Source organism: Neptuniibacter sp. QD37_11, from assembly GCF_047778105.1.
Lineage (GTDB): Bacteria > Pseudomonadota > Gammaproteobacteria > Pseudomonadales > Balneatricaceae > Neptuniibacter.
In genome coordinates, this window is record NZ_CP180552.1 from 332,718 (window position 1) to 353,068 (window position 20,351).

Consider the following 20,351-nt stretch of genomic DNA (forward strand, 5'->3'; position numbering starts at 1 on the left):
TTAAGTATTTTTAAGTGGGAATGGCTTATGAGCAAAGGTCTTTATCGCCCCGGTGAATTCAAAGATAACTGCGGCTTTGGCCTTATGGCACACATGCAAGGCCAAGCGAGTCACGATCTGCTAGAAAAAGCGATCGAAGCACTAGCGTGCATGACACACCGTGGTGGCATTGCGGCAGATGGTAAAACAGGTGACGGTTGTGGCCTGTTGATGCAAAAACCTGATGGTTTTTTGCGTACCGTTGCGCAGGAAGAATTTAACACCGATCTAGGCGAATTTTATGCGGTTGGTATGGTATTTTTGCCACGTGATGCTGCGAAAGCAGAAGCAGCACGTAGTGCAGTAAATACAGCGATTACTGATCAAGGTCTTGAAGTTGCTGGATGGCGTGTAGTTCCAACCGATGAATCTTGTTTAGGGCCTATCGCAAAAGATACCCTGCCACTCATCGAACAGGTCTTTATTACTGCGGCAAGCAAAACTGAACGTGAACTAGCAATTAGCTTGTTTACAGCGCGCCGTAAAGCTGAGATTGCAATGTCAGCTGATGAAGATTTCTACATTTGTAGTTTCTCAGACAAAGTTATCTCCTATAAGGGTTTAACTATGCCTGTTGATCTACCTGTGTTCTTTAAAGATTTGGCAGATCCGCGTCTAGAAACAGCTGTATGTACTTATCATCAGCGTTTCTCTACTAACACTGCACCGCGCTGGCCTTTAGCTCAGCCTTTCCGCTTCTTGGCACATAACGGTGAGATCAATACTGTTGACGGTAACCGTAACTGGGCTAAAGCACGTGCAAGCAAATTTGCTACAGATCTACTACCTAACCTAGATGAACTGCAACCGATTGTTAATACAACAGGTTCAGACTCTTCAAGTATGGATAACATGCTTGAGTTCCTATTGGTTGGTGGCATGGATATCTACCGTGCAGTACGTATGATCGTACCGCCAGCATGGCAGAATGTTGAAACTATGGATGCAGATCTACGTGCATTCTATGACTTCAACTCTATGCACATGGAACCATGGGATGGTCCTGCAGGTATGGTAATGACCGATGGTCGTTTTGCTGTATGTATGCTTGACCGTAACGGTCTGCGTCCATCTCGTTGGGTAATGACTAAACAAGGTTATATCTGTACAGCATCTGAAATCGGCGTATTTAGCTATCAGCCTGAAGATATTGTCGCTCAGGGTCGTGTAGGACCAGGTCAGATCTTGGCTATCGATACGCAGACAGGTGATGTTCTACATACTCAAGATGTAGATAACCGTCTTAAAGCCGCTCAGCCATACAAAAAGTGGCTGAAAGAGAATGCTCTTCGTCTAGAGCAGACTATGGACTTGGAAGAAGAGTCTAAATCTTTCCCTGCTATGTCAGCGGACGAGATCAAAACTCATATGAAAATGTTCCAGGTTACTTTTGAAGAACGTGACCAGATCCTTCGTCCACTTGGTGAGAGTGGTATGGAGGCGATCGGTTCTATGGGTGATGACAAGCCAATGGCTGTCCTATCAGACCGTGTACGTTCTTTATATGACTATTTCCGTCAGCAATTCGCTCAGGTTACTAACCCGCCAATCGATCCTCTGCGTGAAGCGATCGTTATGTCGTTGGAAACGTGCATCGGTGCTGAACAGAACGTGTTCGAAGAGACACCAGAACATGCTCGCCGTGTAATTCTGACTACGCCTGTATTATCCGCAAGCAAGTTTAATCGTCTGCGTGATAACCAAGAGCCAGGCTTTGAAGTTGCACAAATTGATCTGAACTATAACCCTGAAGAGATCTCTCTTGAGGATGCGATCAAGTCTATTGCTGATCAAGCTGAACAATCTGCGCGTGATGGCAAAGTCATTCTAGTGCTAAGTGATGCCAATATCGCTCGTGGTTGCCTACCTGTTCACGCTGCTTTAGCGACAGGTGCAGTACACCACCGTCTAGTTGATAAAGGCTTACGTTGTGATGCCAATATCGTTGTAGAAAGTGGAACGGTTCGTGACCCTCATCACTTCGCGGTACTATTTGGTTTTGGTGCGACAGCTGTTTACCCATACCTTGCTTACCGTGTTCTTAACGATCTTTGTGCTGCAGGCGAAATTCAAATTGAGCCGCTTCAGTCTCATGAGAACTACCGTAAGGGTATCAACAAAGGCTTGATGAAGATCCTATCTAAGATGGGTATCTCTACAATTGCTTCTTACCGTGGTGCACAGTTGTTTGAAGCGATTGGCCTAAGCTCTGAAATCGTTGATCTTTGCTTCAAAGGTGTTACTAGCCGTATTGAAGGTGCTCGTTTTGAGGACTTCCAATTTGAACAGGGCCTACTAGCGAAAGAAGCTTGGACAGCGCGTAAGCCAATTCAAGCGGGTGGTTTGCTGAAGTATAAGCACGGTGGTGAATACCACGCTTATAACCCAGACGTAGTTAAGACAATCCACGAAGCGGTAGAAACAGGCAATCCTGAAGCTTACCAACGCTATGCTGAGCTGGTTAATAACCGCGGTTACGCAACTCTGCGTGATATGCTGGGCTTGCGTAAAGATGTTAAATCTATCTCAATTGATGAGGTAGAGTCTGCTGACAATATCTTCCCGCGTTTTGATTCTGCTGCAATGTCCTTAGGTGCATTGTCTCCAGAAGCTCACGAAGCACTTGCTGTTGCGATGAACGAACTTGGTGGTCGTTCTAACTCCGGTGAGGGTGGTGAAGATGCTGCTCGTCACGGCACGATGAAGCGTTCTAAGATCAAGCAGGTTGCTTCGGGTCGTTTCGGTGTAACACCGGAATACCTATCTAACGCTGAAGTTATGCAGATCAAAGTAGCTCAAGGTGCTAAGCCGGGTGAAGGTGGTCAGCTACCTGGTGGTAAGGTTAATAGCCTGATCGCACGTCTACGTTACTCTGTACCAGGCGTGACGCTAATTTCGCCTCCGCCACACCACGATATCTATTCTATCGAAGACTTGGCGCAGCTAATCTTTGACCTTAAGCAGGTTAACCCAGAAGCACTAGTTTCTGTGAAGCTGGTATCTCGTCCAGGTGTAGGTACGATCGCATGTGGTGTTGCAAAAGCATACGCAGATTTGATCACTATCTCTGGTTACGATGGTGGTACAGCTGCATCACCAATGACATCGATCCATTATGCAGGTTCTCCGTGGGAACTTGGTCTTGCCGATGCGCACCAGTCTCTACGTGGTAACCAACTACGTGGTTCTGTACGTCTACAAACGGACGGTGGTTTGAAGACTGGTTTGGACGTTGTTAAAGGCGCGATCCTAGGTGCTGAAAGCTTTGGTTTCGGTACAATGCCAATGGTTGCATTGGGTTGTAAGTACCTACGAATCTGTCACTTGAATAACTGTGCGACCGGTGTTGCTACTCAGAACGATAAACTGCGTGAAGATCACTTCCGCGGTACGGTAGAGATGGTTAAGAACTTCTTCCGTTTCGTTGCTGAAGAAACTCGCCAGTTAATGGCACAGCTAGGTGTTCGTTCTATGGAAGAACTAGTAGGTCGCGTAGATCTTCTAGAGATCCTAGACGGTGAAACACCTCGTCAGAAGAACTTGGATCTATCTCCAATTCTGACATCTGCTGGTGAAGAGTTCCCTAACACTTGTCAGGTAGAGCGTAACGAGCCTTACGACCTAGCTGAACTGAACACTCAGATGCTAGAGCTTGCTGAGAAAGCAATTGCTGATAAGACTGGCGGTGAATACGAACTGGTTATCACTAACTGTGACCGTTCTGTAGGTGCTCGTACTTCTGGTGCTATTGCTAAGCAACACGGCAACCTAGGCATGAGCGATCAGCCTGTAACCTTCAAGTTTAAAGGTCATGCAGGCCAGTCATTCGGTGTTTGGAACGCTGGTGGTCAGAACCTATACCTAGAAGGTGATGCTAACGACTACGTTGGTAAAGGTATGGCTGGCGGTAAGATCGTTATCCGCCCATTTGATGAAGTAACATTCAAGTCAAATGAAACTGCCATCATGGGTAATACCTGCTTGTACGGTGCAACTGGCGGTAAGCTATTTGCGGCGGGTCAAGCAGGCGAGCGTTTCGGTGTACGTAACTCTGGTGTACATGCTGTTGTTGAAGGCGCTGGCGATCACTGTTGTGAATACATGACAGGTGGTCTAGTTACTGTGTTGGGCTCTACGGGCTACAACTTCGGTGCTGGTATGACAGGTGGCTTTGCTTACGTTCTGGATATGGATAATAGCTTCGTGGATAAATATAACCACGAGCTAGTAGAGATTCAGCGTATCCACACTGAAAATATGGAAGCTTACAAAAATCATCTGCGCTCTGTGATCATTGAGTTCACTAAAGAGACAGGCAGTGCATGGGGCCAAGAGATCATCGATAACCTTGATGATTACATCGGTCGCTTCTGGTTGGTTAAACCAAAAGCTGCAAGCCTGAATGATTTGCTATCTAATATCCGTACACGTCCGGAATAAGAAGCAAATTTAAAAAGTAGATGAAGAATAATCCGCAGCCCTGCTGTTAAGGGCTGCTTTTAAGAGGTGAGGATTATGGCTGACCGTTTGAACAACGATTTTCAGTTCCTCGATGTGGGTCGTAAAGGTCCACAGAAAATTGATGCAGATGTACGTAAAGAAGGCTTTGGTGAGATCTACGAGCCGTTTGCGAAAGAAGAAGCATCTGAACAATCACACCGTTGTTTAGAGTGTGGTAACCCATATTGTTCATGGAAGTGTCCTGTACACAACCATATCCCTAATTGGCTTAAGCTGATTTCTGAAGGGAACATTATTGAAGCGGTTGAGCTAAGTCACCAGACTAACTCTCTGCCGGAAGTTTGTGGTCGTGTTTGCCCACAAGACCGTCTATGTGAAGGTGCGTGTACACTGAATGATGGCTTTGGTGCGGTAACAATCGGTTCTGTAGAAAAGTACATTACAGATACGGCATTCGCGATGGGTTGGAAGCCTGATATGTCTCAGGCGCCAAAGACTGATAAGAAAGTTGCAGTGATTGGTGCGGGCCCAGCAGGTATTGCAGCTGCAGACGTTCTTGTGCGTAATGGCGTTAAACCTGTTGTATTTGATCGTAACCCAGAGATAGGCGGCCTTCTAACGTTCGGTATTCCAGAATTTAAGCTGGAAAAAGACGTAATGTCCCGCCGTCGTGAAATCTTTACCGAGATGGGCGTAGAGTTCCGTCTGAATACTGAAGTAGGTAAAGATGTTCAGATGCAGGATCTGATCGATCAATACGACGCAGTATTCCTAGGTATGGGTACATACACATACATGAAAGGTGGCTTCCCAGGTGAAGATCTAGATGGTGTATATGATGCACTTCCGTTCTTGATCTCTAATGTGAATAACTGCCTTGGCTTCGAGCAAGATGAAAACGGCTTCATTGACCTGAAGGGTAAGAAAGTTGTTGTGCTTGGCGGTGGTGATACTGCGATGGACTGTAACCGTACATCTATCCGTCAGGGCGCTGAGTCTGTTATCTGTGCTTACCGTCGTGATGAAGCGAACATGCCTGGTTCTAAGAAAGAAGTGGAAAATGCGCGTGAAGAAGGCGTACAGTTCCAGTTCAACCGTCAGCCTGTTGAAGTTGTAGGCGAAAATGGCAAAGTAACTGGTATCAAGGTTGTTAGCACGCAGATGGGCGAGCCAGACGAAAATGGTCGTCGTCGTGCTGAAGTCGTTCCTGGTTCTGAAGAGGTTCTAGAAGCGGATGCTATTCTTGTGGCATTTGGTTTCCGTCCTAGCCCAGCGCCATGGTTCGCTGACTTTGGTATTGATCTGCATGAAGATGGTCGTGTTAAAGCGCCAGAGCAGAATGCATTCCCGTTCCAGACTACTAACGAAAAAGTATTCGCTGGCGGTGATATGGTACGTGGTTCTGATCTAGTGGTGACTGCGATTGCTGAAGGTCGTAAAGCTGCTGAAGGTATGCTGGATTACCTAGAAGTTTAATTTCTAACTAATCCTTGTGAAAAATCCGGAACTTCTAAGAAGGCCGGATTTTTTTTGCCTAAAAATACTGATCAGCATTGATGATTTTATGGTGAATGCTGCTTAAGAAATCATTGATAGCTAACTGATCACTGTTAGTTGATGAGATGGGATAATCTGCAGAAATAAGTTCTCGTTGATTCCTACTGATCCTCATCTGATATCGTTGTCGTCCATTAAATGGAATTACTCGGCTTTGAATAACCTGCCCTGTCTTAGGTGATTGTGATGAGCCTAATGTTCGGATGTCTTCAGCGCCATATAAGGCCAATCTTGTTTTTAGTTTGTTATTAAACGTTTGCTCATTGTGTGTGCTGGTAGCGTTAGTATCTAACCAAACTTGCTCTTTTTGAAATACTGCTAACTTGGCCGGAGCGAGATTTATTGGCTTAGTCGGTTGGGATTGGCAACCACTCAAAATAACTAAAAACAGTAACAGACAGTATTTTTTCAAACTTAGATCACAAAGTTAGTTAAAGAGGGATGGAATCACAGGTAATTCCTCTTAAAAATCGTTAAAATAGCGACCAATTCGAATTTACAAGATATAAGTGGCTGACACAAATGGCTGAATTGAAAAACGATCGTTTCCTACGTGCATTACTTCGTGAACCTGTAGATGCAACTCCAGTTTGGATGATGCGTCAGGCGGGTCGTTACCTTCCAGAGTACCGTGAGACTCGTGCGAAAGCAGGTGATTTTCTAAGCCTTTGCAAAAATAAAGAGTTGGCTTGTGAAGTTACCATTCAGCCTTTAGAGCGTTATGACCTCGATGCTGCAATCCTATTTTCCGATATCCTGACAATTCCGGATGCAATGGGTCTTGGGCTTTACTTTGAAGTTGGTGAAGGTCCACGTTTTAAAAAGATAATCCGTACAGAAAAAGACGTAGCTGACCTTCCTGTACCAGATGCTGCAACAGATCTTGATTATGTAATGAATGCGGTTAAAGAGATCCGTCGTGAGTTAAACGGTCGCGTACCTTTAATTGGCTTCTCTGGTAGTCCATGGACGCTTGCAACTTACATGGTTGAAGGTGGTTCAAGTAAAGACTTTCGTCATGTTAAGCAGATGATGTATGCGACGCCTGAGATTATGCATGCGTTGCTAGATAAACTTGCACAGTCTGTAACGACGTACTTGAACGAGCAGATTCGTTCTGGTGCTCAAGCTGTACAAATCTTCGATACTTGGGGTGGTGCACTAAGTGGTCCTTGCTACCAAGAGTTCTCGCTTAAATATATGAAACAGATTGTGGATGGCCTAATTCGTGAACACGATGGTCGTAAAGTGCCAGTGATCATGTTTACTAAGAATGGCGGTCAGTGGCTAGAAGCAATGGCTGAAGCAGGCTCTGATGCGCTAGGTTTGGATTGGACAACAGATATTGGTAATGCGCGTGCGCGTGTAGGTGACAAAGTTGCCCTTCAGGGCAACATGGATCCAAGTGTTCTTTATGCTCCAGCAAACCGTATTGAACAAGAAGTTGAGTTCATCTTAGGCCAGTATGGCAACGGTTCTGGTCACGTATTTAACCTGGGCCATGGTATTCACCAGTTTGTAGATCCAGCACAACCTAAAGCGTTTGTTGATGCGGTGCATGAACTCAGTGCGAAGTATCACCAGTCTTAATTTGATTTAGATTTCAGAGGGGCTTAAGCCCCTCTTTGTTTATAAGAGTGATTAATGAACAAGCTTACTCATCTTTTAGAAAGCAACCGCGAATGGGCGGAAAAGATAAATCAGGAAGACCCGCAGTTTTTTGAAACACTAGCGCAACAGCAATCACCTGAGTATCTGTGGATTGGCTGTTCTGACAGTCGTGTGCCTGCGAACGAAATTGTTGGCATGATGCCGGGTGAGCTATTTGTTCACCGTAACGTTGCAAACGTTGTTGTGCATACAGATATGAATTGTCTGTCAGTCGTTCAATACGCGGTAGAGGTGCTTAAAGTTAAGCACATCATGGTTGTTGGCCACTATGGTTGTGGTGGTGTAGCGGCTTCTATCGAAGATGAACCGCATGGGCTGATTGATAATTGGCTACGTAATATTCGTCGTGTTTATGACAAACATAAAGACTTCCTCTCTACATGGGAGGACTCGCATCAGCAGTTGGATCGTCTGTGTGAACTTAATGTGATTGAGCAATCGATGAATCTCTGCGAAACCACAATTTTACAGCAAGCTTGGGCTAATGATCAGGAGATAACCGTACATGGTTGGATCTATGGCTTAAGAGATGGCTTGGTAAATGATCTTGAGTTCAATGCATCTAGTGCTGACGATGTCAGAGAACAGTATCAGCTGGCAATGAACAAAATGCATAAACTGCGTGAGCTGGCTCAGTCACCTGAGGCACCAGAAGAAAATGCACGCACCATGTGGAATAAAGTTAAATCGATTTTTAATTGAGTCCTGCATTGCATAAGAAAAAGGCCGCATCTTTAGCGGCCTTTTTTATATCTAATTTTCTAGTTCGATAAAGGTGTTATTTATTCACAGAAGCGAGTGCTTGCTCTAAATCTGCAATCAGATCATCAGCGTGTTCAATGCCTACTGATAAACGAACCATCTCAGGTGATACACCAGCTGATGCCAGTTCTTCGTCATTTAGTTGGCGGTGTGTAGTTTCAGCTGGGATGGCTGCCAGAGATTTACAGTCACCGATGTTTACCAGTCGAGTGAAAATCTGCAGAGCATCATAGAACGGTGCAGTTGCAGCTCGGCCCGCTTTAAGACCAAAACTGATAATGCCGGATGCTTGCCCATTCAGATATTTCTGAGCAAGATCGTAGTCTTTGTGGCTTTCAAGGCCTGCGTACTTAACCCAGCTAACCTGATCGTGTCGCTCTAGGAAGTTAGCGATTTTGGCGCTGTTTTCATTGATGCGTTCCATACGTAGGGCTAGGGTTTCTAGACCTTGAAGGATCATGAAAGCATTCATAGGAGAAATTGCGGCACCGGTATTACGAAGTGGCACTACACGACAACGACCAATATAAGCGGCTGGACCAAGAGCTTCGGTATAAACAACGCCATGATAAGACGCGTCAGGTGTATTCAGTAGAGGGAAGCGTTCAGCATTATCCGCCCACGGGAATTTACCTGAATCGATAACCACGCCACCAATAGAGTTACCGTGACCGCCAATATACTTAGTCACTGAGTGAACAACGATGTCGGCACCGTGCTCGATTGGGCGCCACATAGCTGGGCTTGGTACAGTGTTATCCACAATCAGTGGAATGCCATTTCGGTGTGCTACATCCGCTAGCTTTTCAATATCAGCGATGCCGCCCGATGGGTTACCCACAGATTCACAGAAAAGCGCTTTAGTGTTTGCATCGATTTTGCTCTCTATTTCGCTAACGTCATCTTTGTTAGCAAAACGAACTTCGATGCCTTGGTGAGGTAGAGTGTGAGCAAACAGGTTGTAGGTACCACCGTACAATTCACTGGTGGAGATAATGTTATCTCCAGTCGCCGCAATTGTTTGAATCGCGTAAGTGATTGCTGCCATACCTGATGCTACAGCTAAAGCAGCGATACCGCCTTCCATTTCTGCAAGGCGCTTTTCAAGTACGTCAGTCGTTGGGTTCATTATGCGGGTATAAATATTACCTTCGACTTTGAGGTCGAAAAGGTCAGCACCATGTTGAGCATCATCAAAAGCATAAGATGTAGTTTGATAGATCGGAACCGCAACCGCTTTAGTTGTTGGGTCTGGGGAGTAGCCACCGTGAACGGCAATTGTTTCCAGCTTCATATACATCTCCTGTGATGTAGGGGTTTACCCTTGTTCTTATATAGGAGTCTGATTGTAGAGCAATCATAAAATAAGAAAAGATCTATAGGTTATAAGCAGAGTGTTGGGTAGAATTCTTACTTATAGATAACGCTTTGGAGAGAGTGATGGCACGCCAAAAAACAGCCTACGTATGTAATGACTGTGGAGCCGATTACACTAAGTGGCAAGGGCAGTGTACCGCCTGTAATGCTTGGAATACCTTAACTGAGGTACGTTTAGCGACTGCGAAGACCGCTACGAATGAAGCGCGTAATGTGCGTTTTGATGGTTATGCTGGCGGTGCGGGTAAAGATAAGGTGGTTAATCTCTCTGAAGTAGCGCTAGAGGAGATGCCGCGCTTTACTTCTGGCGCAGGCGAGTTGGATCGAGTGCTTGGTGGTGGTTTGGTTCCTGGGTCAGCAGTTCTGATGGGTGGTCATCCAGGTGCCGGTAAAAGTACTTTGTTATTACAGACAATGTGTTTTTTGGCTGAACAGATGCCCGCACTTTATGTCACGGGTGAGGAATCTTTACAGCAAGTGGCGATGCGCGCTAGCCGTTTAGGTTTGCCAACCGCGCAATTAAAGATGCTCTCTGAAACTAGCGTTGAAGAAATCTGTAACACCGCTCAACAGTTAAAACCGAAAGTGATGGTTATTGATTCTATCCAAGTGATGCACATGGCTGATGTTCAATCAGCTCCGGGCTCCGTATCTCAGGTAAGGGAATCAGCTGCGTACCTAACTCGCTATGCAAAACAAACAGGCACAGTTTTGTTCCTTGTAGGTCATGTCACTAAAGATGGTTCTTTGGCAGGACCGAAAGTTTTGGAGCATATGATTGACTGTTCCCTTCAGCTTGAGGGATCGTCGGATTCTCGTTTTAGAACCTTGCGCTCGCATAAAAACCGTTTTGGTGCGGTGAATGAATTGGGTGTTTTCGCCATGCTCGAAAACGGCCTAAAGGAAGTTAAAAATCCAAGTTCAATCTTCCTAAGTCGTGAAGAAGGGCCGAGCCCCGGCAGTGTTGTGATGGTGGTTTGGGAAGGTACTCGCCCTTTGTTAGTAGAGATTCAGGCGTTAGTTGATCAATCCCATATGAATAACCCACGTCGTGTTGCTGTAGGTTTAGAGCAAAACAGAATGGCTATGTTACTCGCTGTGCTGCATCGTCATGGCGGCATTATGACGGGTGACCAAGATGTCTTTGTTAACGTTGTAGGTGGTGTAAAGGTACTAGAAACCAGTGCTGACTTGGCGTTGCTGCTAGCGGTTGTATCCAGTTTCCGTGATCAATCTTTACCGCATGATTTGATGGTGTTTGGTGAAGTCGGCTTGTCGGGGGAGATAAGACCTGTACCGAATGGGCAGGAAAGAATCCGAGAAGCTGCTAAACATGGGTTTAAACGTGCAATCGTTCCTAAAGGAAACGTCCCTAAAGAGCAGCTTCAAGGCATGGATATTGTAGCTGTTACTAAACTGACAGAGGCCTTGGAGGCTCTCTAGTTAGTCTTCAAAAAAATGATCTAATTCGCGCTCCAACAATGTTTCGTCGCCTAAGTTAAGTTCGACTAAGCGGCGTAGCAGTGTTAGTGAATCAAGGTCCAAATTCTCGATGAGAAAACCGTACTCATTGTCACGCTGATGAGCCATTGTCGCAGGGGTGCGAATGGCAATGTCATCGCCGAGAAGATGGATGATTGCTTGAACCTCATCTCCTTTTTGCAGCGCTAGTGGTTGCTTACTTTTTACAAGAATTCCATTGAAAGAAATATCCACTAAGGCGACATCCCAAGTTTCATTATCTCGCTTCAATTCAGTCTGAGCATCAAAGTGGATACGGGTAAAACGACGGCGTTCAGTATCTGATGTGGTCACAGCATTTCTTCCTAAGAAAAAGAGTATTTAGCTCATATAATTATAGACATTACTGCAAAAAAAACTGTGGTCAAGATGTAATCACGAATATAACCCTTGAAAATAAAAGGGCTTTATCATAGTTTGATCTCTAAAGCTCAGCTTGTGCATTTGGACTAAACTAAGTCTTACATGCTGAGTGATATAACAAGAATAAAAATAAAGTAGTAATAAACAATATGTTGTTAGAAGCGCTTTTGGATGTCTCCAGCGGTCGGAGGCATTCTCGATATTTCAACCAGACTCGCAGTCATTTTCTTTTTCGTCGTATTCGGATTATCTCCCTCTTACTTGCCTTGATTCAGCCTGCTTGGTTGCTGGTGGATTATTTGCTATTGCCCGAGGATATGTTGCTCTCAATCGCATATGCTCGTGGTCTAACGGCGCTTGCCTGTGTGGGTTTGGCTCTGTGGGGGTATAAGCGCTATAGCATGCGTTTAGCGAAGTTAAGACTCGCTTTGCTAGTCGTCATCTTGTCTGCTTTTCAGTGTGCCTCAAGCTCCATGTTAATCGCCCATGGTTATGAGTTCACTGTGGCGGGTTATCATTTCTTTCCCTTTATGATCATGACCATGATGGCTGTTTTCCCATTGTCTATTTTGGAGGCGCTGGGTTATGCCGTTGCTCTTTTGCTGGTTGAGTATCTAACTCAATTGTTCCGAGGCTTGGCCGGTACCATTGATGGTATTAACAGTCTTTGGTTGTTGGCTGTATTGGGCTTAATTGCGTGTTGGGCTGCTGTGAATCAACTGAACATGTTGCTGGGCCTTTATCGTCAAGCAACACGAGATCCCCTTACTGGTTTGGCAAATAGACGGCAGGCGATGGAGCAGTTAAGTGGCGATATCAAACTGATGAGAGATCAGGGTAAGCCGCTGAGTGTTCTGTTGTTTGATCTAGATAAATTCAAGAGCTTTAACGACACCTACGGTCATGCCGCAGGTGATATCGTGCTACAGCGTTTTGCTAAAGTGATGCGAAAATCTGCTCGCAAGCGATTGGATTTAGTTTGTCGATACGGTGGTGAAGAGTTCTTAATGGTGCTTCCCGGCCTGGATACGAATCAGGCGGTTGAAGTGGCTGAGCAGATCCGCGTTGGTTGCCACGATGAGCAGGTGAAGACTCCTTCAGGAGAAAGAATTGGCTTTACCACGAGTATAGGTGTTGCCAGTTTGAAAGCTGAAGATGATGTGGATTCGCTATTGCAACGCTCTGATGATGCTCTGTACAGCGCTAAAGATACAGGCCGAGATAAGGTTAATATTGCCGACTGATTGTCTTATAAACAAAAAGCCGGGCACTGCCCGGCTTTTTTATTGGTATAGGGATTATAGATCCGCAATACGCTTGTACTTGATACGCTCTGGCTGATGCTCTTTACCGTAACGGCGTTTGTAATCAGCTTGGTACTCAGTGTAGTTACCTTCGAAGAACTCTACGTGGGAGTCGCCTTCGTAAGCCAGCATGTGAGTACAGATACGGTCAAGGAACCAACGGTCGTGGGAAATAACTACCGCACAACCTGGGAAGGCTAGAAGAGCTTCCTCAAGGGCACGTAGTGTTTCGATATCAAGGTCGTTGGTTGGTTCGTCCAATAGCAGAACGTTGCCGCCTTCTTTAAGGAGTTTCGCCATATGCAGACGGTTACGCTCACCACCAGAAAGATCTTTAACGAACTTCTGCTGATCGCCGCCTTTGAAGTTAAAGCGGCCACAGTAAGAGCGTGAAGGCGTCGTGTAGTTGCCTACTGTGATCATGTCCTGACCATCAGATAGTTCTTCAAACACTGTTTTGTCGCCGTTTAGATCGCGAGACTGGTTAACGTAAGCTAACTGCACAGTAGAACCGATTTCGATCTCACCAGAATCTGGTTGCTCTTCGCCAGCGATCATGCGGAACAGCGTGGATTTACCTGCGCCGTTACCACCGATAATGCCAACGATAGCGCCTTGTGGGATCGAGAAGCTTAGGTCTTCAAACAGAACCTTGTCGCCGTAAGCTTTAGAAATTCCATTCGCATCGATAACTTTATCGCCAAGACGTGGCCCTGGTGGAATATAGATTTCCTGTGTTTCATTACGAGATTGGAACTCTTTAGAGTTCATCTCTTCGAACTGCTTAAGACGCGCTTTAGATTTAGACTGACGCCCTTTGGAGCCCTGACGAACCCATTCAAGTTCAGCTGCAACAGATTTACGGTGAGCTGCTTCCTGCTTCGCTTCTTGTTCTAGACGAGCTTCTTTCTGTTCTAACCAAGAAGAGTAGTTACCTTCGTATGGAATGCCGCGACCACGGTCAAGTTCCAAAATCCAGCCAGCAGCGTTATCTAGGAAATAACGGTCGTGGGTAATTGCCACAACGGTACCTGGGTATTCCTGAAGGAAGCGCTCGATCCAAGCAACAGATTCTGCATCCAAGTGGTTGGTTGGTTCGTCTAGAAGCAGCATGTCTGGCTTGTCTAACAGTAAGCGACATAGCGCTACACGACGACGTTCACCGCCGGATAGGTGCTTAACTTCTGCATCCCAGGCAGGAAGGCGCATCGCATCAGCAGCACGTTCAAGTGCTGTTTCAAGGTTGTGACCATCTTTAGCTTGGATCAGGTTTTCAAATTCAGCTTGTTTCTTAGCCAATTCATCAAAGTCAGCATCTGGTTCTGCGTAAGCTGCATAAACAGCTTCTAGACCATCTAGCGCTTCTTTAACATCAGCAACTGACTCTTCAACGATCTCACGAACTGTTTTTGTTTCGTCCAGTTCTGGTTCTTGAGGTAGGTAACCTACGTTGATGCCAGGCATTGGGCGAGCTTCACCGATGATGTCGGTATCTAAGCCAGCCATGATTTTTAGCAGGGTAGATTTACCCGCACCGTTCAGACCCAATACACCAATTTTGGCGCCAGGGAAAAAAGAAAGAGAGATGTCTTTCAGGATTTCACGCTTTGGCGGAACAATTTTGCCAACGCGGTTCATTGAATAAACGTATTGAGCCATGAAGGGTTCAACTCTTGTTTGTTAAATAATTAATGCTCCCGATTTTACCGGAAATTGGTAATTAATATCTATCTTGATCCTGATCAATTTTTGTACTGGCGAGAGTCGAAGGGCTTTCTAAACTGAGATTACGAATCTGCTGTATAGAAAGTAACCACATAATAGAGGAGAGTGATCATGGGTGAACTATCAAGATTTAACAGCCTTTTTGATGATGCTTTCTTGAATCGTTTCTTTGTTCCAGTGACTACAAGCGGCGATGATAAAGTGCCTGCTATAGATATTCATGAATCTGATACCGGGTATTGTATAAAGGCTGATTTACCTGGAGTGAAAAAAGAGGATGTACAGGTAAGTTTAGAGCATGGTTTGTTAACGATTAAGGCTGAAACTAAAACAGAGGATAAGGAAGAAAAAGAAGGGAAAATAATTCGTCAGGAGCGTCATTTCGGACAATTTGTAAGACGGTTATCGGTTGGTGATAGTGTTGATCCAGATAAAATTACAGCGAAATTTGATAATGGAGTATTGGAAGTCAATTTGCCCAAGCCAGACCCGGGCGCTGCTAAAACGGCGAATGTAAAAGTCGAATGATCCTATTCCGATTGTAAAAAAGAGCTTGGGGGAGCCCCTGAGCTCTTTTTATTGAATAAAATTGAAGCAGTTTTGCGGATGATTCAAGTGTATCCGCGGAAATGTTTCGCTATAATACGCGCTTTCCCAATTCCCAAATGGTTCTACGCTGGAATATTCTGGCGGCTTTGCCGTTGTTGTTGCAGCTGAACAGGGTCCACATTGTATTCAGGGGACAGAAACTCCTATGTTTAGCAAAGATATGACTATCGCTGATTTCGACGCGGATCTATGGTCTGCAATGCAGGCTGAAACTGTACGTCAGGAAGAGCACATCGAACTGATTGCGTCTGAAAACTACACTAGCCCTCGCGTTATGGAAGCTCAGGGTTCTGCGCTGACTAACAAATACGCTGAAGGTTATCCTAACAAGCGTTACTACGGTGGATGTGAACACGTAGATGTTGTAGAGCAGCTAGCGATTGATCGTGCTAAAGAGTTGTTCGGTGCAACTTACGCAAACGTTCAGCCTCATTCTGGTTCTCAAGCTAACGCTGCTGTTTACATGGCGCTTTGTCAGCCAGGCGATACTGTTCTGGGTATGAGCCTTGCTCACGGTGGTCACTTGACTCACGGTGCTGCAGTTTCTTTCTCTGGTCGTATCTACAATGCGGTTCAGTACGGTCTAAACCCAGAAACGGGCGAAATTGATTACGCTGAAGTTGAGCGTCTAGCTGAAGAGCACAAACCAAAAATGATCGTTGCAGGTTTCTCTGCATACTCACGTGTTGTTGATTGGCAGCGTTTCCGCGATATCGCAGACAAAGTAGGCGCGTTCCTATTTGTTGATATGGCTCACATCGCAGGTCTTGTTGCTGCAGGCGTTTACCCATCTCCAATCGGTGTTGCTGACGTTGTTACAACAACAACTCACAAAACACTAGGTGGCCCACGTGGTGGTTTGATCCTATCTGCAAATGCTGATGAAGATCTGCAGAAGAAACTTAACTTCGCTGTATTCCCAGAATCTCAGGGCGGCCCATTGATGCACGTAATCGCTGGTAAAGCGGTTTGCTTCAAAGAAGCAATGGACCCAGAGTGGAAAGAGTACCAAGCTCAGGTTGTTAAAAACGCTCAGGCGATGGCTGAAACTTTCATGAAGCGCGGTATTAAGATCGTTTCTGAAGGTACTGATGATCACCTATTCCTTGTTGATATGATCGACAAAGAATTTACAGGTAAAGATGCTGATGCAGCGCTAGGTCGTGCCAACATCACTGTAAACAAAAACTCTGTTCCAAACGATCCACGTTCTCCGTTTGTAACATCTGGTCTACGTATCGGTACGCCAGCTGTAACGCGCCGTGGTTTCAAAGAAGCAGAAGTTACAGAGCTAACAAACTGGATCTGCGACATTCTAGATGACATCAACAACGATGATGTGATCGCACGTGTTAAATCTCAAGTTAAAGAGATCTGCGCACGTTTCCCTGTATACAAGTAAAACAGGGTTCCGGCTGTAAGTTATAGTCGGAAAAATGTACAATCCTCGGGCGACCCAAAAGGTCGCCCTTTTTTGTTCTCAGACTAAGCTCAGAGAAGATAAACGCTCTTTACACAGGAAAAGTTGATGCATTGTCCTTTTTGTCATGCCAATGAAACCAAAGTGGTTGATTCTCGACTGGTGGCCGAAGGTCAGCAGGTGCGTCGACGTCGCGAGTGTATTAACTGTAATGAGCGCTTTACCACCTACGAAGCAGCAGAGCTGCTGATGCCACGCCTAATTAAGGCTGATGGCTCTCGCCAACCATTTGATGATGAAAAACTCCGTGCAGGTATTCATCGAGCGCTAGAAAAACGTCCCGTCTCTATCGAAGAGTTTGAAGCTTGTATTAACCGTATTAAGCATCGTCTACGTGCGACTGGTGAGCGCGAGTTGCCTTCACGTCAGATTGGTGAAGAAGTGATGGCTGAACTACGTAAACTCGATGAAGTTGCTTATGTACGTTTTGCTTCTGTGTATCGTAGTTTTCAAGACATTAATGAGTTTAAAGCTGAGATCGAACGCTTATCGGAAGAGCATGACACTGAGGGTGCTGCTAAGTGAGTGCTACTTGGTCTGTTTCGGATCGCGAATATATGGCCCGCGCCATTCAGTTGGCGAAAGAGGGGCTATATACCACGCAACCTAATCCACGAGTTGGCTGTGTGTTAGTCAAACAGGGCAGTATCGTGGGTGAAGGTTTTCATTATCGCGCAGGTGAAGGCCATGCCGAGGTGAATGCACTGCGTGTTGCGGGTGAAGAAGCGAAAGGGGCGACAGCGTATGTAACCCTAGAGCCTTGTAGCCATTATGGTCGTACTCCGCCTTGTTCTGAGGCATTAATCAACGCAGGCGTGACGCGAGTAGTTGCCGCGATGGTTGATCCAAACCCTCAGGTTGCTGGTCGTGGTATGACTATGCTCCGTGAAGCGGGTATTGAAGCTACATCGGGTTTACTCGAAGAATCAGCTCGAGCGTTGAACCCCGGTTTTATCAAGCGTATGGAGACGGGTTTACCTTTTGTTAGGGTTAAATCTGCGATCAGCCTTGATGGTCGAACAGCGATGGCTTCAGGTGAATCCAAATGGATTACTGGCCCTGCTGCACGTGGTGATGTACAGAAATTGCGCGCTCAATCGTCAGTGATTCTGACGGGTATAGGTTCCATTCTACAAGATGACTCAGCTCTGACGGTTCGCGAAGCGCAGTTAAATCTGCCTAATGTTGCGGATGTCGTGCAGAAACAGCCATTACGCGTTGTTTTGGATAGCAGTCTACAAATGCCGCTGACTGCTTCCATTCTTAAGCAGCCGGGGCGAACGCTTATTGTTACTTGTTCTGATGATACAATAGCGCAGAACAAACTTAAGGACGCAGGTGCAGAAGTTCTAGTGATGCCTGCTGAAAATGGCCGTGTGGCTTTATTGCCTTTGTTACGTTGGCTCGCGTCTGAAGAGCAGTGTAACGATCTGCTTGTTGAAACCGGCTCAGTGTTGGCCGGTGCGTTTGTAGAGCAGAAACTTGCTGATGAACTTCATGTTTATATGGCGATGAAGTTGTTAGGAAGTCAGGCTAAACCACTATTTGAGCTACCCTTAACTAAAATGTCAGAGCAGGTAGAACTGCAGATGTTAGATAGCCGCATGTTGGGTGATGATCTAAAACTGATCTTACAGCCTCAATATGGAGAAAATGCATAGATGTTCACCGGTATTATTGAAGCTGTAGGTACGATTGCAGCGATTGAAGAGCAAGCGGGTGATATGCGCTTATATGTTCGCACAGGTCAGTTGGATCTGGCGGACGTTAAACTGGGTGATAGCATCGCCACTAATGGTGTTTGCTTAACCGCAGTAGAATTTCCCGGTGATGGCTTTATTGCTGATGTTTCTCGAGAGACATTGGCTCATACGCGTTTCCATACTTTAGCGATTGGAGAGCGAGTGAATCTGGAAAAGGCATTGATGCCGACCAGTCGCTTAGGTGGTCATATTGTCACTGGCCATGTCGATGGTATTGGTGAAATAGTATCGCGTAGTGAAGATGCCCGTTCCATTCGCTTTAGTGTCAAAGCACCTGCTGCGATTCAACGCTATTTAGCAGCGAAAGGCTCGGTGACGGTTGATGGTATTAGTTTGACGGTAAATGCCCTTGACGGTGACTGCTTTGAATTGAATATTGTGCCTCACACGGCACAAGAAACGATCATGACTGAATATGTCACAGGACGACAGGTTCATTTGGAAGTGGATATCATCGCTCGCTATCTAGAGCGCCTAATTGGTCATGGTCAAACAACTGATAATAATGAACAGAGCGAACAGGGCCTAACAATGGACACCTTAATCGCTCACGGTTTTAACCGCTAACGACGGTACGAAGTTAATGAAATTAAATACCCCGCAAGAATTGATTGAAGATATTCGTCAGGGAAAAATGGTCATCCTGATGGATGATGAAGATCGCGAGAATGAAGGCGATCTTGTAATTGCTGCAGAGATGGTTCGCCCGGATGATATCAACTTTATGGCGACTCACGCTCGTGGCCTTATTTGCCTAACGTTGACGCGTGAGCGTTGTGAGCAGTTGAACCTACCTCTAATGGTACAGAGCAATGGTGCTCAGTTCTCAACCAACTTTACGATGTCTATTGAAGCGGCGGAAGGTGTAACGACAGGTATCTCTGCTGCTGACCGTGCATTGACTGTACGTACAGCCGTAAAAGCAGATGCCAAGGCAGAAGATATTGTTCAGCCGGGCCACATTTTCCCATTGATGGCTCAGCCGGGTGGTGTTTTAAGCCGTGCTGGTCATACTGAAGCGGGTTGTGATCTTGCTCGTTTGGCAGGCTTTACACCAGCGGCTGCGATCGTTGAGATTATGAATGATGACGGCACTATGGCACGTCGTCCTGATCTGGAAGAGTTTGCGGAAAAGCACAATCTTAAGATCGGTACAATTGCGGACCTAATTCACTACCGTACGGCTAATGAGCATACAGTTGCACGTGAATCCGAAGGTGTGATGTCTACTGAGTACGGTGATTTTAACTACATCACTTACCGTGACGAAATCCAAAACTGCACGCATCTAGCGATGACGCTAGGTGAGCTGAAAGCTGATGAACCTGCATATGTACGTGTTCATAGCCGTACAGAGGTACTACGTGATGTAGTTGGTGCGGTAGCACCTGGCGATGAGCCGAAATGGACTATGCGTAAAGCATTGGAGCGTGTTGCTAAAGAGGGGCAAGGTGTTGTGCTTCTACTTGATACGGGCGACCGTATCGATCTAAGCGATGCGACGGATCTGATGATCAACGGTCGTCAGAAATCCAAAATTAATGTCAGTGCATCAGGTGCTTACCTAACAGTAGGTACTGGATCACAAATCTTGCGAGACCTAGGTGTAGGTAAAATGAACCTACTTAGCTCTCCAATGAAGTTTAATGCGATCTCTGGTTTTGATCTGGAGATTGAAGAATATATTCCTTGTGAAGAATAACTGTAACGGTATTTAAA

16 protein-coding genes are annotated in these 20,351 nt (G+C 45.7%); 12 read left to right on the top strand and 4 right to left on the bottom strand.

Annotation, left to right across the window (positions count from 1 at the left end; translation table 11 throughout):
• Positions 1-27: 27 nt before the first annotated feature.
• Complete coding sequence (gltB, locus tag ACMXYT_RS01480) at positions 28-4,479, top strand: glutamate synthase large subunit (RefSeq protein WP_415904977.1); 4,452 nt, start codon at positions 28-30, stop codon at positions 4,477-4,479.
• Positions 4,480-4,554: 75 nt separating this feature from the next.
• Positions 4,555-5,976 carry an FAD-dependent oxidoreductase gene (locus tag ACMXYT_RS01485; protein WP_415890038.1) on the top strand — a complete coding sequence of 474 codons (1,422 nt, stop codon included), beginning with the start codon at positions 4,555-4,557 and terminating at the stop codon, positions 5,974-5,976.
• 58 nt (positions 5,977-6,034) lie between these two features.
• On the opposite strand, the gene ACMXYT_RS01490 is transcribed toward ACMXYT_RS01485, so the two are convergent.
• On the bottom strand, positions 6,035-6,469 hold the full coding sequence (locus ACMXYT_RS01490; RefSeq protein WP_415911763.1) for a hypothetical protein: 435 nt from the start codon (positions 6,467-6,469) through the stop codon (positions 6,035-6,037).
• 110 nt (positions 6,470-6,579) lie between these two features.
• On the opposite strand from ACMXYT_RS01490, the gene hemE reads away from it, so the two are divergent.
• Together hemE and can are read left to right on the top strand one after the other, a co-directional pair.
• A complete protein-coding gene (gene hemE, locus ACMXYT_RS01495) occupies positions 6,580-7,647 on the top strand; it encodes a uroporphyrinogen decarboxylase (RefSeq protein ID WP_415904980.1) in 1,068 nt (355 codons plus the stop codon).
• A gap of 54 nt (positions 7,648-7,701) precedes the next feature.
• Positions 7,702-8,430, top strand: coding sequence for a carbonate dehydratase (can, locus tag ACMXYT_RS01500; RefSeq protein WP_415911764.1), 729 nt, complete (start codon positions 7,702-7,704; stop codon positions 8,428-8,430).
• 76 nt (positions 8,431-8,506) lie between these two features.
• Here the strand turns inward: can and ACMXYT_RS01505 are convergent, their stop codons facing one another.
• The gene (locus ACMXYT_RS01505; RefSeq protein ID WP_415911765.1) at positions 8,507-9,784 is read right to left on the bottom strand and encodes an O-acetylhomoserine aminocarboxypropyltransferase/cysteine synthase family protein; all 1,278 of its coding nucleotides are present in this window, start codon (positions 9,782-9,784) and stop codon (positions 8,507-8,509) included.
• A gap of 146 nt (positions 9,785-9,930) precedes the next feature.
• Between ACMXYT_RS01505 and radA the strand changes: the two genes are divergently transcribed.
• Positions 9,931-11,310 carry a DNA repair protein RadA gene (gene radA / locus ACMXYT_RS01510; RefSeq protein ID WP_415883252.1) on the top strand — a complete coding sequence of 460 codons (1,380 nt, stop codon included), beginning with the start codon at positions 9,931-9,933 and terminating at the stop codon, positions 11,308-11,310.
• Here the strand turns inward: radA and ACMXYT_RS01515 are convergent, their stop codons facing one another.
• Positions 11,311-11,682: a PilZ domain-containing protein gene (locus ACMXYT_RS01515; RefSeq protein WP_415911766.1), complete on the bottom strand. Its 372-nt coding sequence runs from the start codon at positions 11,680-11,682 to the stop codon at positions 11,311-11,313. It abuts the gene before it with no gap.
• Positions 11,683-11,900: 218 nt separating this feature from the next.
• Between ACMXYT_RS01515 and ACMXYT_RS01520 the strand changes: the two genes are divergently transcribed.
• Positions 11,901-12,995 carry a GGDEF domain-containing protein gene (locus ACMXYT_RS01520; protein ID WP_415911767.1) on the top strand — a complete coding sequence of 365 codons (1,095 nt, stop codon included), beginning with the start codon at positions 11,901-11,903 and terminating at the stop codon, positions 12,993-12,995.
• 54 nt (positions 12,996-13,049) lie between these two features.
• Here the strand turns inward: ACMXYT_RS01520 and ettA are convergent, their stop codons facing one another.
• Positions 13,050-14,714 (bottom strand): energy-dependent translational throttle protein EttA, encoded by a 1,665-nt coding sequence (gene ettA, locus ACMXYT_RS01525; RefSeq protein ID WP_415911768.1) that lies wholly within the window; start codon positions 14,712-14,714, stop codon positions 13,050-13,052.
• Positions 14,715-14,891: 177 nt separating this feature from the next.
• Between ettA and ACMXYT_RS01530 the strand changes: the two genes are divergently transcribed.
• The 6 genes from ACMXYT_RS01530 to ribBA all read left to right on the top strand — a co-directional run bounded on the left by ACMXYT_RS01530 (position 14,892) and on the right by ribBA (position 20,334).
• Positions 14,892-15,308, top strand: coding sequence for an Hsp20/alpha crystallin family protein (locus ACMXYT_RS01530; protein ID WP_415899914.1), 417 nt, complete (start codon positions 14,892-14,894; stop codon positions 15,306-15,308).
• Between the two features lie 226 nt (positions 15,309-15,534).
• Positions 15,535-16,791 (top strand): serine hydroxymethyltransferase, encoded by a 1,257-nt coding sequence (gene glyA, locus ACMXYT_RS01535; protein WP_415883257.1) that lies wholly within the window; start codon positions 15,535-15,537, stop codon positions 16,789-16,791.
• Between the two features lie 126 nt (positions 16,792-16,917).
• Positions 16,918-17,394, top strand: a complete 477-nt coding sequence (gene nrdR, locus ACMXYT_RS01540; RefSeq protein ID WP_415886730.1) for a transcriptional regulator NrdR — start codon at positions 16,918-16,920, stop codon at positions 17,392-17,394.
• Positions 17,391-18,530: a bifunctional diaminohydroxyphosphoribosylaminopyrimidine deaminase/5-amino-6-(5-phosphoribosylamino)uracil reductase RibD gene (gene ribD / locus ACMXYT_RS01545; protein WP_415911769.1), complete on the top strand. Its 1,140-nt coding sequence runs from the start codon at positions 17,391-17,393 to the stop codon at positions 18,528-18,530. Before nrdR ends, ribD begins: the two co-directional genes overlap by 4 nt.
• Positions 18,531-19,199 carry a riboflavin synthase gene (locus tag ACMXYT_RS01550; protein ID WP_415899918.1) on the top strand — a complete coding sequence of 223 codons (669 nt, stop codon included), beginning with the start codon at positions 18,531-18,533 and terminating at the stop codon, positions 19,197-19,199.
• A gap of 16 nt (positions 19,200-19,215) precedes the next feature.
• Positions 19,216-20,334, top strand: a complete 1,119-nt coding sequence (gene ribBA / locus ACMXYT_RS01555) for a bifunctional 3,4-dihydroxy-2-butanone-4-phosphate synthase/GTP cyclohydrolase II (protein WP_415883261.1) — start codon at positions 19,216-19,218, stop codon at positions 20,332-20,334.
• Positions 20,335-20,351: the final 17 nt, after the last annotated feature.

Coding starts and splice junctions, on each gene's coding strand:
- ACMXYT_RS01530 (WP_415899914.1), top strand. CDS start 14,892: ATGGGTGAACTATCAAGATTTAACAGCCTTTTTGATGATGCTTTCTTG.
- can (WP_415911764.1), top strand. CDS start 7,702: ATGAACAAGCTTACTCATCTTTTAGAAAGCAACCGCGAATGGGCGGAA.
- ACMXYT_RS01520 (WP_415911767.1), top strand. CDS start 11,901: ATGTTGTTAGAAGCGCTTTTGGATGTCTCCAGCGGTCGGAGGCATTCT.
- ribBA (WP_415883261.1), top strand. CDS start 19,216: ATGAAATTAAATACCCCGCAAGAATTGATTGAAGATATTCGTCAGGGA.
- radA (WP_415883252.1), top strand. CDS start 9,931: ATGGCACGCCAAAAAACAGCCTACGTATGTAATGACTGTGGAGCCGAT.
- glyA (WP_415883257.1), top strand. CDS start 15,535: ATGTTTAGCAAAGATATGACTATCGCTGATTTCGACGCGGATCTATGG.
- ACMXYT_RS01550 (WP_415899918.1), top strand. CDS start 18,531: ATGTTCACCGGTATTATTGAAGCTGTAGGTACGATTGCAGCGATTGAA.
- ettA (WP_415911768.1), bottom strand. CDS start 14,714: ATGGCTCAATACGTTTATTCAATGAACCGCGTTGGCAAAATTGTTCCG.
- nrdR (WP_415886730.1), top strand. CDS start 16,918: ATGCATTGTCCTTTTTGTCATGCCAATGAAACCAAAGTGGTTGATTCT.
- gltB (WP_415904977.1), top strand. CDS start 28: ATGAGCAAAGGTCTTTATCGCCCCGGTGAATTCAAAGATAACTGCGGC.
- hemE (WP_415904980.1), top strand. CDS start 6,580: ATGGCTGAATTGAAAAACGATCGTTTCCTACGTGCATTACTTCGTGAA.
- ACMXYT_RS01505 (WP_415911765.1), bottom strand. CDS start 9,784: ATGAAGCTGGAAACAATTGCCGTTCACGGTGGCTACTCCCCAGACCCA.
- ACMXYT_RS01485 (WP_415890038.1), top strand. CDS start 4,555: ATGGCTGACCGTTTGAACAACGATTTTCAGTTCCTCGATGTGGGTCGT.